12 protein-coding genes are annotated in these 16,015 nt (G+C 69.0%); 7 read left to right on the top strand and 5 right to left on the bottom strand.

Annotation, left to right across the window (positions count from 1 at the left end):
- Positions 1-25: 25 nt before the first annotated feature.
- From IE302_RS16025 to IE302_RS16015, 3 genes are all read left to right on the top strand, one after another.
- Complete coding sequence (locus tag IE302_RS16025; RefSeq protein ID WP_191255301.1) at positions 26-940, top strand: cation diffusion facilitator family transporter; 915 nt, start codon at positions 26-28, stop codon at positions 938-940.
- 276 nt (positions 941-1,216) lie between these two features.
- On the top strand, positions 1,217-2,737 hold the full coding sequence (locus IE302_RS16020; protein ID WP_191255300.1) for an amino acid permease: 1,521 nt from the start codon (positions 1,217-1,219) through the stop codon (positions 2,735-2,737).
- Between the two features lie 223 nt (positions 2,738-2,960).
- Positions 2,961-3,662 (top strand): LPXTG cell wall anchor domain-containing protein, encoded by a 702-nt coding sequence (locus tag IE302_RS16015; RefSeq protein ID WP_191255299.1) that lies wholly within the window; start codon positions 2,961-2,963, stop codon positions 3,660-3,662.
- 68 nt (positions 3,663-3,730) lie between these two features.
- Here IE302_RS16015 and IE302_RS16010 read toward each other — a convergent pair whose 3' ends face one another.
- Complete coding sequence (locus IE302_RS16010; protein WP_229907783.1) at positions 3,731-6,025, bottom strand: hypothetical protein; 2,295 nt, start codon at positions 6,023-6,025, stop codon at positions 3,731-3,733.
- Positions 6,026-6,117: 92 nt separating this feature from the next.
- Here IE302_RS16010 and ahcY point away from each other — a divergent pair, with 92 nt between their 5' ends.
- Entirely contained in the window at positions 6,118-7,590 is a 1,473-nt protein-coding gene (gene ahcY, locus IE302_RS16005) for an adenosylhomocysteinase (protein WP_191255298.1), read from the top strand.
- 67 nt (positions 7,591-7,657) lie between these two features.
- Here ahcY and IE302_RS16000 read toward each other — a convergent pair whose 3' ends face one another.
- Complete coding sequence (locus IE302_RS16000; RefSeq protein WP_191255297.1) at positions 7,658-8,692, bottom strand: hypothetical protein; 1,035 nt, start codon at positions 8,690-8,692, stop codon at positions 7,658-7,660.
- Positions 8,693-8,942: 250 nt separating this feature from the next.
- Here IE302_RS16000 and IE302_RS15995 point away from each other — a divergent pair, with 250 nt between their 5' ends.
- The 3 genes from IE302_RS15995 (at position 8,943) to IE302_RS15985 (ending at position 10,993) form a co-directional block, all read left to right on the top strand.
- On the top strand, positions 8,943-9,512 hold the full coding sequence (locus IE302_RS15995) for a papain-like cysteine protease family protein (RefSeq protein ID WP_191255619.1): 570 nt from the start codon (positions 8,943-8,945) through the stop codon (positions 9,510-9,512).
- Positions 9,509-10,276, top strand: a complete 768-nt coding sequence (locus IE302_RS15990; protein WP_191255296.1) for a hypothetical protein — start codon at positions 9,509-9,511, stop codon at positions 10,274-10,276. The genes IE302_RS15995 and IE302_RS15990 overlap by 4 nt, the downstream gene beginning before the upstream one ends.
- An 84-nt stretch (positions 10,277-10,360) precedes the next feature.
- A complete protein-coding gene (locus tag IE302_RS15985; protein WP_191255295.1) occupies positions 10,361-10,993 on the top strand; it encodes a dTMP kinase in 633 nt (210 codons plus the stop codon).
- A gap of 71 nt (positions 10,994-11,064) precedes the next feature.
- On the opposite strand, the gene IE302_RS15980 is transcribed toward IE302_RS15985, so the two are convergent.
- Genes IE302_RS15980 through IE302_RS15970 form a run of 3 tightly spaced genes read right to left on the bottom strand, consistent with a single transcriptional unit; the run spans position 11,065 to position 15,772 of the window.
- Positions 11,065-12,195 carry an aromatic ring-hydroxylating oxygenase subunit alpha gene (locus tag IE302_RS15980; protein ID WP_191255294.1) on the bottom strand — a complete coding sequence of 377 codons (1,131 nt, stop codon included), beginning with the start codon at positions 12,193-12,195 and terminating at the stop codon, positions 11,065-11,067.
- Complete coding sequence (gene solA / locus IE302_RS15975; RefSeq protein ID WP_191255293.1) at positions 12,192-13,337, bottom strand: N-methyl-L-tryptophan oxidase; 1,146 nt, start codon at positions 13,335-13,337, stop codon at positions 12,192-12,194. Before solA ends, IE302_RS15980 begins: the two co-directional genes overlap by 4 nt.
- Complete coding sequence (locus tag IE302_RS15970) at positions 13,334-15,772, bottom strand: GcvT family protein (protein ID WP_191255292.1); 2,439 nt, start codon at positions 15,770-15,772, stop codon at positions 13,334-13,336. The genes solA and IE302_RS15970 overlap by 4 nt, the downstream gene beginning before the upstream one ends.
- Between the last annotated feature and the right edge of the window lie 243 nt (positions 15,773-16,015).

Genomic DNA, 16,015 nt, shown 5'->3' with positions numbered 1-16,015 from the left:
CGGGACACCATTTGGGGAGTTGCACGTGTCTGCAGGTGGCGGAACCAAGGCGATCATCGCCGCACTCGTGGCGAACGCCGGAATCGCGGCCGCGAAATTCACCGGCTTCCTCATCACGGGGTCGTCTTCGATGCTCGCCGAGTCCGTGCACTCGCTCGCGGACACCTCGAACCAGGGGCTCCTGCTGCTCGGTCAGAAGACCTCGCAGCGCAAGGCGACCCGCACGCACCCGTTCGGCTTCGGCCGGGACCGCTACTTCTACTCGTTCATCGTCGCGCTGATGCTCTTCAGCCTCGGCTCGGTGTTCGCGCTGTACGAGGGCATCCACAAGATCAGCGAACCGGAACCGCTGACCTCGCCGCTGGTGGCGGTCGGCATCCTCGTGGTCGCGATCGGGCTGGAGTCGTACTCCTTCTACACCGCGATCCAGGAGTCGAAGAAGATCAAGGGCGACGCGGGCTGGTGGGCGTTCATCCGCCAGGCCAAGACCCCCGAACTGCCGGTGGTGCTGCTGGAGGACGCGGGCGCGCTGCTCGGCCTGGTGTTCGCGCTCGCGGGCGTCGGACTCTCGGTCATCACCGGCGACCCGGTGTGGGACGGCATCGGCACCGTGACGATCGGCCTGCTGCTCGGCGTCATCGCGATCATCCTGATCATCGAGATGAAGAGCCTGCTGATCGGCGAAGGCGCCTCCGAGCCCGACCTCGACACGATCGTCGACGAACTCGCCGCGGGCAAGGTCGAGCGGGTCATCCACATCCGGACGCTCTACATCGGCCCGGACGAGATGCTGGTGGCCGCGAAGCTCGCGCTGGTGCCGGGGCTGGAGACCGGCGAGGTCGCGCAGGCCATCGACGACGCCGAAGCGCGTGTGCGGGCGAAGGTGCCTACGGCGAAGCTGATCTACCTGGAGCCGGACCTGGACCGCTCGCTGGCCTGAGTCCGAGCCTGACGCCTGAGCCTCCGGGGTTCGTTTCCGGCCTGCTCGGCGGGATGTCATGAAAGGGCCGTTCAGGACGTTTTCCGTCCTGAACGGCCCTTTCATGACATTCGGGAGCGGCGATCGACATCGCCGCGACCGCCGTTCGGCGCAACTGTCCGTACATCGCCGACTACCGTCGCGACCTCCGCGTACTTCGTTGCTCTCCCACCGCGCTGCCGTCACGACCGGGCGATAAGGTCCGATGAACCGCAGTCAGGTCTATGGAGGTCAAGGGTGCCCGGAAACGGTCTGTGGCGTACGAAATCCATCGAGCAGTCCATCGCGGACACCGACGAACCGGGGACCAGGCTCAGGCGGAACCTGAGCGCGTGGGACCTGACCGTCTTCGGCGTCGCCGTCGTCATCGGTGCCGGTATCTTCACGCTCACCGCGCGCACGGCAGGCGACTACGCGGGGCCGTCGGTGTCGCTCTCGTTCGTCTTCGCTGCCATCGCCTGCGCGCTGGCGGCGCTCTGTTACGCGGAATTCGCGTCGACCGTCCCGGTGGCCGGGAGCGCGTACACGTTCTCTTACGCCACCTTCGGCGAGTTCATGGCGTGGATCATCGGCTGGGACCTGATCCTGGAACTCGCGGTCGGCGCGGCCGCGGTGTCGAAGGGCTGGTCGGCCTACCTCGAAACCGTGCTCTCCTACATTTTCGGCAAGGGCACGAAGACGACGTTCGAGATCGGCGGTGTCCCGGTCGACTGGGGCGCCCTGATCGTGGTGCTGGTGCTGACGACGCTGCTCGCGGTCGGCACGAAGCTGTCTTCGCGGTTCTCGATGGTGATCACCGGGATCAAGGTCGCGGTGGTGCTGTTCGTGATCGTGCTCGGCATCTTCTACATCAAGGGTTCCAACTACAGCCCGTTCATCCCGGACGCCCAGTCCGGCGCCGAGTCGTCGGCCACCGGGGTCGACCAGTCGCTGTTCTCGGTGTTCGCGGGCAGCAGCAGTAGCTCGTTCGGTGTCTTCGGCCTGCTGGCCGCGGCTTCGCTGGTGTTCTTCGCGTTCATCGGTTTCGACATCGTCGCGACCACCGCGGAAGAGACCCGCAACCCGCAGAAGGCCGTGCCGCGCGGCATCTTCGGCTCGCTGGCCATCGTCACGGTGCTCTACGTCGCCGTGTCGCTCGTGGTCGTCGGCATGGTGAACTACAAGGATCTCGCCACTTCGGCGGGCGACGGCAGCAAGAAGACGCTCGCGTCCGCGTTCGCGGTCAACGGTGTCGACTGGGCGGCCAACATCATCTCCGTCGGCGCCCTCGCCGGTCTGACGACCGTCGTCATGGTGCTGATGCTCGGCCAGATCCGGATCATCTTCGCGATGTCGCGCGACGGCCTCATGCCGCGCGCCCTGGCGAAGACCGGCGCGAACGGGACGCCGAAGCGGGCGACCATCGTCGTCGGCGGACTGGTCGCCGTCGCCGCGACGTTCTTCCCGGCGGACAAACTGGAGGAAATGGTCAACGTCGGCACACTGTTCGCGTTCATTCTCGTTTCCGCGGGCGTGATGGTGCTGCGCAAGACGCGACCGGATCTGCCGCGTGCCTTCCGGGTGCCGTGGGTGCCGGTGATCCCGATCCTGGCGATCCTCGCCTGCCTGTGGCTGATGTTGAACCTGACCGTGCTGACCTGGTTGCGGTTCATCGCGTGGATGGTGCTGGGCGTCGTCATCTACTTCGTCTACAGCCGTCGCCATTCGCTGCTCGGCAAGAAGAACGCGGACGAGAAGGCGGAGTCCGTATCGGACTGATCATTCTCGTTTCGGCGGCCCACCATTCCTCTGTGGATGGTGGGCCGCTTTGTCGGGGGCCCCGGATTCCGTGTGAAATCGGTGTGCGATAGCGTCCGGTCTCTCGCCTCACCCTGTCGGGTGAACGGAACTCGTGGAGAACACCGCGAGTTGACCGTCATCACTCGGAAGAGGCATCGCGCTTTTGCTCGTTTGTCCCCCGATCGGTACAGGAGAGCTCTGAATGCAGATCATGTCCGGACGACGTGTCCGTTCCGCCGTCACCGTCGTCGCCCTGGCGACCGCCGCCCTGCTCGGCACCGCCGGCTCGGCGCTGGCCTGCCACTCCGACGACGACCGCGCCAAGCCGATCCCCGGCAACATCAGCAAGTGCGAGCAGGTCAAGGCCGGCGGCTCGGCCCTGTCCGACTCGGACTTCAAGTTCACCGGCGGCGTCGGTGAGAAGCGGCTGAACATCACCGGCCTCGGCGAAGGCGTCAAGGTGACCGCGATCGTCGTCCTCGGTGGCGACGACGGCTACAACGTCTACGAGCCGGGCAAGCGCAAGCTCGCCGACACCCCGCCGTGGACCGAGCTGCGCGCGCCGTTCAACCGCGACGGCAGCAAGGCGAACATCGACAAGTGGTACGCGTGCGGCGAGAAGACCAAGCCGACCGAGCAGCCGAAGCCGAGCGAGCCGACGAAGACCTCGACGGCCAAGCCGCCGACGACCGCGCCGACCACCACGGACAAGCCGTCGGAGACCTCCGCTCCGTCGAGCACCGCGGTTCCCGCCCCGAACGTCGGCGGTAACGGCGGCAACGGCGGCGGCCTCGCGGACACCGGTTTCGACAACGCCTGGCTGCTGTGGGCCGGTGGCCTGCTGGTCCTGGCCGGTGCCGGCGTCCTGGTCCTGCTGCGCGTGCGCCGCGGCAAGACCGACTGAAGCCAGCCCTGAGTACATGAAGGCCCCCATCCTTGTGCCAGGCGCAAGGATGGGGGCCTTCATGTACTTCAGCGCATCTGCGGGAAGTCCCCGAACAGCGATCCCTGTTCGCCCCAGGGATTCTTCGCGCGGGGACGGCCGAGACCGGCGGCCATCGCGACGGCGTTGTCCCATTCGGAGTCGACGACGTAGTCCGTGTGCTTGAGGACGCCGGGCGCCCAGCGGTGGCGCCCGGTCGGCCCGCGCATCGGGTCGGGCAGCCAGTGATCGCCGCCGAGCACCAGGACGCCCTGTTCGTCGGGTTCGGCGGCCAGCGGCCCGGTCCCGCCGCCGGGCAGGTAGCCGTCGCCCAGCAGTTTCCCGGCCACCACGCGATGCCGCCACGTGGTGACGCCGCCGCCGAAGACGTCCGTGCCGCGGCACAGCGCCCGCCAGCGGCCGTCGAGATCGGTGTACAGCCCGGCCAATTGCGCCTGCGGCAGCATCGCGGGGAACGCGCGCTGGTAGCCCCATTGCAACGGTGAGCCCGCTGTCAGCAGCCCGACGCGTTCGCGGTCCTCCGGCGGGAGATCGGCGATCACGCGCGCGGCGGCGAGCACGGTCAGCAGGCTGCCGAGGTTGTAGCCGGACAGCACGACCCGCGTGCCCGGATCGGCCAGATGTTCCTTGACCCGGTCCGCGAGTTCGGGGACGACCTTGAGCGCGTAACTCGGCGGCACGGTCGGATGGGCGGCACGCGGCCAGAAGCACACGAGATCCGCCAGCGCGCCGAGATGACGGCTGCGCGTGGGCTTGGTCGCGGCGGCGAACACGACGCGCAGCAATCCCGCGGCCAACGCGCCCAGCGCGAACACGCCGATCCCCGAGATCGGGGTGAACCAGCTCGCGAGCGGGCCGAAACCGAAGCGCAGCACGAGGAGCGCGCCACCGCCCGCCGCCATCGCCAGCGCCACCGCGAGCGCGAGATGATGCAGATGCTTGCGTTCCCACGAGGCGCGCGCCCAGACCCGGGCCGCTTCCTCTTCCTGCGCCTTGCTGATCTCCATCAGCGCGACGACCTCCGGGACGCCGCGGCGCAGCCGTCGCAGCGGGACGGCCACGGCGAAGCCCAGCAGACCGAGGACGAGGGCGAGCGCGAGCCCGGCGCCCCACAGGACGGTCACCAGGACGTAGGTGTCGGGCAGCCGGAGCTCGGTCGCGCCGACCAGTTGCCGCAGCGCGACCGCGAGGCCCGCGCCGAAGCCGCCGCCGAGCAGACCGGCGAGCGCGACGACGGGCGCCGCGGCCCAGCCGCCGAGCCAGGGGCGCAGCCGTCGAGGCAGGTGCTTCCAGGCCGACCGGCCGGACAAGGCGGCGGGGATGAGGATCAGCGCGAACAGCACGGTCACCACGACCATCGACCCGCCCAGCGCCTCGACCGTCCCGTCCGCTCCGCCGAGCCCGCCGCCCGGCAGCCCCGCGGGCAGCGGCGTCCGGCGCACGACGGCGATCCCGACCAGCACGACGGCGAACCCGATCAGCCCGCCCCGGATCACCGGTCCGGCCGAGAAACCGACCGTCGAGGCCAGCAGCGAGGCGACGGCGAGCGCCAGCGCGCAGATCCAGACGATCAGGTCGAACGTCGTCGAGGGCAGCCGGAACGGCCCGCCGAGCAACGGAAGCGCGACACAGGTCAAGGCGGCGACGGTGTGCAGCGTGCGCAGGCCCGGCGTGCGCGGCAGGTCCTGCGGTTGCAGCGGGCTCGAACTGTGGGCGCGGTGCAGCCGGTTCCGCGACCGCCAGTCCGACGACGGGATCCGGTCGAGTACGAAGATCAGCACCAGCAGCGGGACCACCCCGATCGCCGTCCGCAGCGGCGCGAAGTCCCGCAGGAACGACGGGATCCCGGATAGGCAGTCCGAACCGGGCGCGAGACATTGCGCGGCGAACAGGTCGAGCGACACCACCGCGAGCTGGCTGATCAGCAGCATCGTCAGCAGCAGCGAGGCCACCCGCAGCAGCCCCCGGCAGATCGCGCCGAGCGCCGCCGCGAATCGCTTGCCCTCCGGGACCGGCGGCAGCATCCAGTGCGCGACGTTCGCCAGCGAGAACGGGAACAGCAGCGCCCAGGTCGCCTTCGCCGCGCCCCCCGACGTCATCCCGCTCCACAGGTAGCCTTCGAGGATGCGCGGGATCGAACGGCCGAGCGCGGGCAGCACCGGACCGGGAGCGGGACGGCGCAGCCGGTCCGACGGCCGGATCAGCCTGCCGATCCCGTCGCCCGCGACGTCGACCACCGACGTCGAATCCAGCAGGCTTTCACCGCTCGTGCCCACTAGCCCGGGTACGCGTATTTCGACGACGCGGGTATCGGGACCCGGCATGACCACGGTGAAGGCCTCCAATCCGTTTCAGTGGGCTTTGAGCCGACAACGGTACTGTTCCGTTGTCATCCAACCTTGGAGGAAGCGCGCATATGACCCCCGAAAGCGTTGCCAAGCGGCACGACACCCGCAACGGCATCGAGTTCGCCGTCGCCGATCTCGAGGCCGCCGAGTTCGGCCGCAAGGAGATCCGCCTCGCCGAGCACGAGATGCCGGGCCTGATGGCGCTGCGCCGCGAGTACGCCGAGGTGTATCCCCTGCGGGGAGCCCGGGTTTCGGGCTCGCTCCACATGACGGTACAGACCGCGGTCCTGATCGAAACCCTCGTCGCGCTGGGCGCCGAGGTCCGCTGGGCCTCGTGCAACATCTTCTCCACGCAGGACCACGCCGCCGCGGCGATCGTCGTCGGCCCGCACGGCACGCCCGAGGAGCCCAAAGGCGTCCCGGTGTTCGCCTGGAAGGGCGAGTCGCTGGAGGAGTACTGGTGGTGCACCGAAAGGATGCTCACCTGGGACGGAGAGGGTCCCAACATGATCCTCGACGACGGCGGCGACGCCACCATGCTGGTGCACAAGGGAACCGAGTTCGAGAAGGCGGGCGTCGTCCCTTCCCCGGACGAGGACACTTCGGACGAGTTCCGCGTCTTCCTCCAGCTGCTGAGCGCTTCCGTCGCGGCCGACACCGGCAAATGGACCAAGATCGGCGAGGGCGTCCGCGGGGTCACCGAGGAGACCACGACCGGCGTGCTGCGGCTCTACCAGCTCGCCGCGGCCGGTGAGCTGCTGTTCCCGGCGATCAACGTGAACGACGCGGTGACCAAGTCGAAGTTCGACAACCGCTACGGCATCCGGCATTCGCTGATCGACGGCATCAACCGCGGCACCGACGTCCTCATCGGCGGCAAGGTCGCGGTCGTCTGCGGCTACGGCGACGTCGGCAAGGGCGCCGCGGAATCGCTGCGCGGCCAGGGCGCGCGGGTGATCGTCACCGAGATCGACCCGATCTGCGCGCTGCAGGCGGCGATGGACGGCTACCAGGTCAAGAAGCTGGAGAACGTCCTCGCCGAGGCCGACATCATCATCACGACCACCGGCAACAAGGACGTCGTGCTCGTCGAGCACATGGCGCGGATGAAGCACCAGGCGATCCTCGGCAACATCGGCCACTTCGACAACGAGCTCGACATGGCCGGCTTGCAGCGTTACCCGGGCATCCGGCGGATCAACATCAAACCGCAGGTCGACGAGTGGGTCTTTCCCGATGGCAAGAGCATCATCGTGCTGTCCGAGGGCCGCCTGCTGAACCTGGGCAACGCGACCGGGCACCCGTCGTTCGTGATGTCGAACAGCTTCTCCAACCAGGTGATCGCGCAGATCGAGCTGTTCACCAAGCACGAGGAGTACGACAAGGAGGTCTTCCGCCTCCCGAAGAAGCTCGACGAGAAGGTCGCGAAGATCCACCTCGACGCGCTCGGCGGTGAGCTCACGAAGCTGACCAAGGACCAGGCCGAGTACATCGACGTGGACGTCGAAGGTCCCTTCAAGACCGACCACTACCGGTACTGAGCCGCCGCTATGAACGGTCCTTTCCTTGCGAAATTTGCCAGGAAAGGACCGTTCATAGCGCGTCGCGCTACTCCCACTCGACCTCGATGCCGGCCAGCCCCGGCCCGGCGTCGCTGAAGAACCCGCTGGTCACGCCGCCCATGTCGCAGGGCAGCTCTTCAGACTCGACGGGCACGGCGTCGTCGCGTGTCCGGAACTGCCGCGTGCAGCGGGCGGGCAGGGCGCCGAGGGCGAACTTCAGCTGCACCAGGTAACTCGAACACTGGTCCCGCAGCATCCGGAAGTACCCGGGCGAAGCGGCCCCGGAGTCGTCCCGGACCTCGAAGCAGAACACGTGGATCTCGCCCTCGGCGAGCTTCCGGTCGAAGAGCAGTTCGGTGGCCATCGTCTCGGCGCCGGCGTTGCGCCGGATCCGGCCGACGCGGCAGCCCTCGCTGGTCATCATCTCGACGTCGCGGATGTCGCAGCCGGGGTCGCCGTTGTAGACGGTGACGTACCGGTCCGGCCCGTGCCGCCGCGCCCGGCACACCAGCCGGGTGTGCAGGGCGACCTGCCGGTGCGCGGCGTCGAAGGTGATCGTGTCGTGCACCGCCAGCATTTCGAGGTCGGCGTTGTAGCGGTTGGACGACGGGTACGCGCCCAGTTCGGCCAGCAGCTGATCGACGATCGAGCCCATGTCGCCGGACCGGATGTCGTGGAACGACGCGGCCATCTGGTGCCCGCGCGCCCGCGTCGTCCGCGGTCCGATCAGCACGACGAGCGCGTCCGCGGGCAGTTGCAGCACCGATTCCAGCGCGCGGACCGCCGGGAGCGCCTTGGGTACCTCCGGCTGGCGCAGGCCGCGCTGCCAGTAGCTCAACGTCGACTGTCCGATTTGGACACCGCGTAACCCGAGGTGGGCGCGGAGCCGGGCAAGGGACAGGCCGCGATACGCGATCGCCTGCCGGAGCGCGTGGTGGAATTCGCCGCTGCGAAGGGCCTCGACGAGTTCTTTGGGCAGGGTTTCGAGCGATTGACGGCGCGTTCCGTCGATGATTGTCGGGGTGTCCACGCTCGGGGGGAGCTTTCCCGCCGAGAACGCGTCGGCACCGTCTCGTGTCACCGCTCGTCCCTTCACCAGACCAGTGTGTGCGCTGAGCGTGAACGCCGCGGAACGTTCACGTTAGCAGCGCACTGTGAACACTACGTCCCCCGTTCGGGGTGGTTGACCCCGGAAGAGTGACCGTTCCGGGGTGTGGAAACGCCCCGGAACGGTCCGTTCCGCCGAGTGCCCATCTTGCTCTGTGTGAGCCTGCTGTTCACCGTTGTGACCACATTGGTTCGCCATGGTGACCAGGAGGCCCGTCGTGCCTGTGTTCTCGAGGAGGGTTTGCGCCGCCGGCGCCGCGTCCGTCGTGGCGTGGCTGGCGATCCAGACCCCGGCGAGCGCGCTGCCCCAGCCGCCTGCCCGCCAGAACACCGTCGCGATGCAGGTGCAGGAGAAGTCCCAGTGGTGCTGGGTGGCTTCCGGCAACACCATCGCGGCCCACCACGGTGTGACCGTCACGCAGAACGAATTCTGCCGGATCGCCCACGGTGAGCGACGCCGGGAGTGCGCTGACGAGCCGGGAACGCTGGGCGACGTCCGGCGCGCCTTCGGCAAGCTCGGCTTCTCGGCCCCGGGGAACTACCTCAAGGGCCGCATCCCCTACGCCGACGTCCAGACGCAGACCGGCGCCGGCCGTCCGGTGCAGACCCGGGTCGGCTGGGCCTCGGGCGGTGGCCACATGCACGTCCTCTACGGCCACGACGCCGGCCGGAAGTGGGTCTCGTGGGGGGATCCACTGCCCACCGGCAACCGGTACAACTGGTCGACCTACGACTTCTACTCGGCCAACAAGTCCTTCACCTGGACCCACACGCTCACCGGGATCCGGCGATGAGCGCGCGGCGGTTCCTCGGGCTCGCCGGGCTGGTCGCGGTCGCGCTGCTGATCTCGGCGCCCGGAGCGCGCGCGGACACGCTGTCGAGTGAAGATCTCGCGGCCGCGAAGGCGGCTGCCGACGATCCCACGCTGCGTGCCGAAATCGGTCGCTTCCTCACACAGACGGGTGGTTCGGGTCGGACGCCGTCGGTCAGTGTCGTCGACGAATCCTTCCCGGTTTACGAGCTTTCGAGGGACTTCGTCGCCGGTGACGGCGCGATCGCCGGGCAGCTCGCCTACGTCGCCGTCCCGGTGACGGCGTCCGACGGGCAGACCGCGACGGTCTGGTCGGTCCGCGGTGACGACGGCGGCTGGCGCGTCGGGAACATCGCGTCGGGCGACCGGGAAAGCGCACTGGCCCGGCGGTTGCCCGCCGGCGCGACGCTGCTCCACGAACCGCAGGTCGACGCCTGGTACGCGCTGCGCGATGGCCGGGTGACCTTGCTCGACTCGGGCGCCAGCGGCTACGCGGCCGGTGCCACGGCCACCCTCGCGGAGTACCAGAAGACGGTCTCCGGCCGGTACGGCGCGATGCTCGCGAACTCGCCGTACGCCCAGGAGGGCAAGGCCGGTGGCTACAACGCCCAAGTGATGCCCCGCGGCGACGGCGGCCCCGCACCCGACGCGCAGGACACCGGGTTCGTCCCGCTGCTGATCTTCGGCGGCCTGCTGCTGATCTGTATCGCCGGCTTCTTCCTGCACTCGAAGAGGCGCGTCCCCTAGCGGACCGGTGGGCCGGACGTGAGCTGACCCCGTCTGGCCCGCCGGTCGACCAACCACCCGTAATCTGTGGCGGTGGGTCGACTCGTGGTTATCGAAGGTCTGGACGGCGCGGGCAAGCGCACGCTCGCCGATGCGCTGACCGGTGCGCTGAACGCGGCCGGAGCGAGTGTCACGTCCATCGCGTTTCCTCGCTATGGCCAGAGCGTGCACGCCGACCTGGTGAAGGAAGCGCTGCACCGCGGGCACGGCGACCTCATCGACTCCGTGTACGGCATGGCGTTGCTCTACGCGCTCGACCGCCGGGGAGCCGCCGACGAGATCCGCGCCCGGCTCGGTGATCACGACGTCGTGCTGCTCGACAGGTACGTCGCGTCGAACGCGGCGTACGGCGCAGCCCGGCTCCACCAGGGCGCGGACGGCGAGTTCGTGCGGTGGCTCCGGGGCCAGGAGATCGACCGGTTCGGCCTGCCGGTGCCCGCCGCGCATCTGCTGCTCCGGGTCACCGCCGACGTCGCCGCCGACCGCGCGCAGCGCCGCGCGGCGAGCGACGCCGACCGCGCGCGGGACTCCTTCGAGACCGACGACGCGCTCCAGAAGCGGTGCTCGGTGGTCTACGACGAACTCGCCGCGACGGGCTGGCTCGCGCCCTGGCACGTTCTCGACGGCGTCGCCGGTGTCGACACAACGGCGTTGGCTGCCGAGCTCCTCCGCAATTAGTCCTCTGGATGCGGTACTTGCGTGCGCATCTACCGCGTTTCGTCCTCTGGATGCGGTACTTGCGTGCGCAACTATCGCGTTTCGTCCTCTAAACGCGTGAGCAGCCAGGTGTGGAACTCGCCGATGTGGTGCTCGGACGGCATCAGCACCCCGCCGCCGCGGTAGGCACGGGACGACATCGCGGGCTGGCAGCGTTCGCAGGCGTCGAAGTCCTGCTCGTTGACGCGGTGGAACAACTCCACCGAGCGTGACACGTCCCGCCCCGCCGCCACGACCTCCTTCGAATAGAGCCAGTCGCATTCGACGACCGTCCGGTCCGGCGCGAGCGGGTACATCCGGTGGAAGATCACGTGGTCCGGCACCAGGTTCACGAACACCTGCGGCCGGATGGTGATCGCGTAGTACCGCCTGTCCTGTCCGTCCGCGACCCCGTCGAGCCGCTCGAAACCCGAACCGCCGTCGACGGTGAACCCCTCGACGTCCTCGCCGAACTCGGCGCCGTGCCCGACGTAGTACTGCGCCGCGTACCCGTCGGCGAACTCCGGCAGCACCTCGGTCAGCTCGGGATGGATCGTCGCGCAGTGGTAGCACTCCATGAAGTTCTCGACGATCAGTTTCCAGTTCGCCTTGACGTCGTAGGTGATCCGGCGCCCGACCGAGAGCCCGTCGAGGCCGTAGCGCTCGATCGACTCCAGATCGCCCAGCCGTTCCCGCACCGCGCCCTCGACGCCGGCCTCGAACGACGGCGGGTCCGCGGCGAGGCAGACCCACGCGTAACCCAGCCATTCCCGCAGGTGCACGGCGTGCAGCCCGTACTCGGCGCGGTCGATGTCGGGGAGGTTCGCCAGGTTCGGCGCCGCGATCAGCTTCCCGTCGAGCCCGTACGTCCACGCGTGGTACGGGCATTGGAACGCGCGTTTCACCGTGCCCGACTCCTCGGTGCACAGCCGGGCCCCGCGATGGCGGCAGACGTTGAGGAACGCCCGGAGCCCGCCGTCCCGTCCCCGGCCGACGAGCACGCTCTCGCGTCCGATTCGGACGGTCCGGTAGTCACCTGCCGACGGCAGGTCCGCCGAACGCACGGCGCAGAACCACAGGCGTTCGAAGATCTTCTCCTGCTCCGCCGCGAAGATCGCGGGATCGGTGTAGTAGCCGCCGCCCAGGGTCGGGATCAGGCCGGTGGGTTGTCCGGTCAGTGTCATCTCTTCGCTCCCGTCAGCCGGGCGGGGTCGAACAGGGCGATCGGATGTCCGGTGGTGCCGTCGGTCACCAGATCGGCGAGCACCTCGCCGACCACCGGGACGAACTTGAAGCCGTGCCCGGAGAACCCGCAGGCCACCACCACGCGATCGTGCGCGGGATGGCGGGAGATGACGAAATGCTCGTCGGGGGTGTTCGTGTACATGCAGGTCGCCCCGCGCAGGAACGCGCCCGGCAGCGACGGCATCTTCCGCCCGACGAACTCGGAGATCTCGTCGACCTCTTCCGCGTGCACCGTCCGGTCGATGGTCTCGGGCGTGCAGGTCTCCCCGCCGCGGAAGAACGCGACCTTCACGCTCCCGGCGTCGTCGTGGGAGGGGAAACCGTAGAACTGGCGGCCGTTTTCGCCTTCCCAGACGTAGATCGGATGCCGTCCGGCGCGGAACGGTCCCGCCCCGCCCGACGGTGCGAACCAGTACTGGACCTGGCGTTCGATCGTGAAGCCGACGCCGAGTTCGGCGAGCAGTCCCGGTGCCCAGGCGCCGGGGCAGATCACCAGCTGCTCCGCTGTGTAGTAGTTCTGCGAGGTCCCGACCCGGACCCCGTTGGAAGTCTGCCGCCAAGAAAGGACCTTCTCCTCGTGGTGCAGCCGGGCCCCGGCCCTGGCGGCGAGCTGGAGATGCGCCGCCACACTGCCTTCCGGTACCACGAAACCGGCGTTCTCCTCGTACAGCGCGATCTCGTGCTCCGCCGGGTTCATCGTCGTGAACCGACGCCGGATCTCCGCGGCGTCCAGGAGTTCGTGCGGCAGCTCCCATTTCCGGGCGCTGGCGAGGCTTCCCGACACCGTCCGCGAGTCCGGGCCGCCGAGCATGATCCCGCCGCAGCGGGTGAAGATCTTCCGGCCGGAGTCCCGTTCGATGCCGTCCCACAGTTCGTGCGCTCGCAGCAGGAGCGGGACATACGCGGGATCCTCGAAGTACGCCTGCCGGGTGATCCGCGAGCCGCCGTGGCTGGACCCGAGGTTGTGCGCCGGCGCGAACTGGTCGATGCCCAGCACACGGTGTCCCCGCCGGGCGAGCCGGTACGCGGCCGCGCTGCCCATCCCGCCGAGGCCGATGACGATGACGTCGTAGTGGGTCATGCGGCGCTCCTGATCCGGTTCATGCCGGGGTCGAACAGCGGTTCACTCGCCACGACGGCGGGGATCCGCTCGCCGAAGTACTCGATCTCCAGCTGCCGTCCCGGCTGGGTGTACTCCGCCGGGAGCCACGCGTAGGCGATGTTCTTGCCGACGGTGTAGCCGTACGCGGCACTGGTGACGTATCCGGCGGGACGTCCGCCGGCGTACACCGGTTCCTTGCCGAGCACGACGGACCGGGGATCGTCGATCGTGAGGCAGGTCAGCTTCCTGGTCGCCGTTTCCTCCGAGCGCCCTGCCAGCGCGTCCCGCCCGATGAAGTAGCCCTTGTCCATCCGCACGGCGAACCCGAGACCGGCCTCGTACGGGTCGTGCTCGGCCGTGACGTCCGTGCCCCACAGCCGATATCCCTTCTCCAGCCGCATACTGGAGAAGGCTTCCCGGCCGGCGGCGATGATCCCGTGCCGCTGCCCGGCCTCCCAGAGGGTGTCCCACAGTTCGCGGCCGAGGTCGGCGCTCGTGTACAGCTCCCAGCCGAGTTCGCCCACATAGGACAGTCGCATCGCGGTGACCGGCACCAGGCCGACGTACGCCCGTTTCGTCTTGAAGTAGCCCATCGCCTGGTGTGAGAAGTCCGTTGTGGACAGTGGTTGCAGCACCGCTCTGGCGAGCGGCCCCCAGAGCCCGATACAGCAGGTGCCCGGGGTGGTCTCGTGGATCTGCGCGGCGCCGTCGCCGGGGAGATGCCGCCGCAGCCAGTCGATGTCGATGGCGCTGTTGACGCCCACCTGGAACCGTTCGGTGCCGAGACGGGCGACGGTCAGGTCGCCGCGCACGCCGCCGTCCTCGTCGAGCAGCAGCGTGTAGGTGACCGAGCCGGGTTTCTTGTCGAGCTGGTTCGTGGTCATCGTCTGCAGGAACGGCAAGGCGCCCGGGCCGGTGACCTCCACGCGTTTCAACGACGTCATGTCGAACATCGCGACCCGCCGCCGCGCGACCAGCGCCTCGGCACCGCCGATCGGGGACCAGTACCGCGCTGCCCAGTCGTCGCGCTCAGGGACGAGGCCGACCTCGGGGAGGTCCGCGTTCGCCTCGTACCAGTGCGGCCGTTCCCAGCCGCTCGCTTCGAGGAAGAACGCGCCGAGCGCCGCCTGCCGTTCGTGGAAGGGACTCGTCCGCAGCGGCCGCGGCTCTTCCATGGGCTGCAGGGGATGGACGACGTCGTAGACCTCGGCGAAGCTCTGGCAGCTGCGTGCCATGACGTAGTCCGGGGCCAGCTGCACCGGCTCGAACCGGGCGAGGTCGCAGCCGTGCAGGTCGGTGCCGGGCTGCCCGTCGACCAGCCAGCGCGCCATCGCCCGCGCGACCCCGGCCGAATGCGTGATCCAGACGGCTTCGGCGACCCAGAACCCGTCGAGGTCCGGATGCTCGCCCAGGAGCGGCATGCCGTCCGGGGTGAAGGAGAACAGGCCGTTGATGCCCTCTTCGACCTTGGTCTCGCCCAGCGAGGGCAGCAGGTCGACGGCGGCGGCCAAGGACTCCTCGAAGTCCGCGGGCGTGAACGCGAGTTCCGACGGCATGCCCGCGCCGCTGCCGATCTCCTTGGCGGGCAACGGCATCGGCCGATGCCCGTACGCGCCGATGCCGATCCTGTCGGTGTGTTCGCGGAAGTAGAGGTCGGCGTCCTGATGCCGCAGGATCGGCAGGATGGCCTCCTCGGTCGCTCCGGCGAGTGACGGCAGGGGACTGGTGCGCGCGTACTGGTGCGCCATCGGGACCAGCGGGATCACCAGGTCGACCAGCTCGCCGAGCAGCGGGCCCCACATCCCGGCGCACGAGACCACGATGTCCGCGCGGAAGGTGCCGGTCTCGGTGGTGACGCCGGTGACCCGGCCGCCCGCCCGCTCGACGCCGACGACCTTCTGGTGCGCGACGAACTTCGCGCCACGCCCGATCGCGCGGCGGGCCTGCGCCTCGGCTGCCCGCAGAGGGTTGGCCAGGCCGTCTGAAGGGATGTGGAACCCGCCGAGCACCTTGGCCGGGTCGAGCATCGGATGCAGCGCGGCGCATTCGCCCGGCTCGATCAGCCTGCTTTCGACGCCCGACGCGGTCGCCCAGCCGTGCCGCCGCTTGAGATCGGCGAGCCGTTCCGGCGTCGTGGCCACCTCCAGGCCGCCGACCTGCCGGAAACAGGGGCTCCCGTCGAGGTCGAGCGCGCCGTATTTGGCGACGGTGTACCGGGCGAACCCGGTCATCGTGCGGCAGGCGTTGGTCTGGAAGACCAGACCGGGCGCGTGCGAGGTGGAGCCGCCGGTGGTGAACAGGTCGCCCTGTTCCAGGACGGTGAGGTCGGTCCAGCCACGTTCGGTGAGCTCGTCGGCGAGCGCGCAGCCGACGATGCCGGCGCCGATCACGACGACGCGGGGTCCGGAGGGCATGGTGAGGGAACCTCCTGCCTGCCCAGTAGGTCCACAAAGGACACGCGGGCATCGGGGTGACAGGCGCTGTTGCGGATGAGGCACGTCGTTCCGTCTTCAGCAACAAAGTGCGGCACGTGCGGGCACGCTGTCAAGAGCCCGAAAAGGTCCGCCTCTTCAACTGGCGCGTGCAATGAAAGGCCCCTTCATGGCAAAATTTGCCATGAAGGGGCCTTTCATTGCACGCGCGAAGGGTGTGACCGG

It is taken from the genome of Amycolatopsis oliviviridis, from assembly GCF_014654365.1.
Lineage (GTDB): Bacteria > Actinomycetota > Actinomycetes > Mycobacteriales > Pseudonocardiaceae > Amycolatopsis > Amycolatopsis oliviviridis.
The sequence above is the reverse complement of the archived record's forward strand: the minus strand, read 5'-3'. Positions and strand labels throughout refer to the sequence as shown.

Excerpts from the sequence above, each read along its gene's own strand:
- IE302_RS15990 (WP_191255296.1), top strand. The coding sequence starts at position 9,509 with ATGAGCGCGCGGCGGTTCCTCGGGCTCGCCGGGCTGGTCGCGGTCGCG.
- ahcY (WP_191255298.1), top strand. The coding sequence starts at position 6,118 with ATGACCCCCGAAAGCGTTGCCAAGCGGCACGACACCCGCAACGGCATC.
- IE302_RS15970 (WP_191255292.1), bottom strand. The coding sequence starts at position 15,772 with ATGCCCTCCGGACCCCGCGTCGTCGTGATCGGCGCCGGCATCGTCGGC.
- solA (WP_191255293.1), bottom strand. The coding sequence starts at position 13,337 with ATGACCCACTACGACGTCATCGTCATCGGCCTCGGCGGGATGGGCAGC.
- IE302_RS16010 (WP_229907783.1), bottom strand. The coding sequence starts at position 6,025 with ATGCCGGGTCCCGATACCCGCGTCGTCGAAATACGCGTACCCGGGCTA.
- IE302_RS15980 (WP_191255294.1), bottom strand. The coding sequence starts at position 12,195 with ATGACACTGACCGGACAACCCACCGGCCTGATCCCGACCCTGGGCGGC.
- IE302_RS16015 (WP_191255299.1), top strand. The coding sequence starts at position 2,961 with ATGCAGATCATGTCCGGACGACGTGTCCGTTCCGCCGTCACCGTCGTC.